This is a genomic window from Bradyrhizobium frederickii (assembly GCF_004570865.1).
GTDB lineage: Bacteria > Pseudomonadota > Alphaproteobacteria > Rhizobiales > Xanthobacteraceae > Bradyrhizobium > Bradyrhizobium frederickii.
In genome coordinates this window covers 1-669 of sequence record NZ_SPQS01000141.1, presented here as the reverse complement: position 1 = coordinate 669, position 669 = coordinate 1, and the positions used below count along the sequence as shown (strand labels likewise).

2 protein-coding genes are annotated in these 669 nt (G+C 48.0%); one reads left to right on the top strand and one right to left on the bottom strand.

Annotated features, from left to right (window positions below; genetic code table 11):
• Positions 1-393 (top strand): prophage endopeptidase RzpD (gene rzpD, locus E4K64_RS40085; protein ID WP_020241265.1); only part of this gene is annotated, 393 nt, incomplete at its 5' end.
• A gap of 31 nt (positions 394-424) precedes the next feature.
• Here rzpD and bor read toward each other — a convergent pair.
• A partial coding sequence (gene bor, locus E4K64_RS40080; protein ID WP_075252861.1) for a serum resistance lipoprotein Bor occupies positions 425-669 on the bottom strand: 245 nt, incomplete at its 5' end.

Genomic DNA, 669 nt, shown 5'->3' with positions numbered 1-669 from the left:
AATCATTACCGTGATAACGCCATTACCTACAAAGCCCAGCGCGACAAAAATGCCAGAGAACTGAAGCTGGCGAACGCGGCAATTACTGACATGCAGATGCGTCAGCGTGATGTTGCTGCGCTCGATGCAAAATACACGAAGGAGTTAGCTGATGCTAAAGCTGAAAATGATGCTCTGCGTGATGATGTTGCCGCTGGTCGTCGTCGGTTGCACATCAAAGCAGTCTGTCAGTCAGTGCGTGAAGCCACCACCGCCTCCGGCGTGGATAATGCAGCCTCCCCCCGACTGGCAGACACCGCTGAACGGGATTATTTCACCCTCAGAGAGAGGCTGATCACTATGCAAAAACAACTGGAAGGAACCCAGAAGTATATTAATGAGCAGTGCAGATAGAGTTGCCCATATCGATGGGCAACTCATGCAATTATTGTGAGCAATACACACGCGCTTCCAGCGGAGTATAAATGCCTAAAGTAATAAAACCGAGCAATCCATTTACGAATGTTTGCTGGGTTTCTGTTTTAACAACATTTTCTGCGCCGCCACAAATTTTGGCTGCATCGACAGTTTTCTTCTGCCCAATTCCAGAAACGAAGAAATGATGGGTGATGGTTTCCTTTGGTGCTACTGCTGCCGGTTTGTTTTGAACAGTAAACGTCTGTTGAGCAC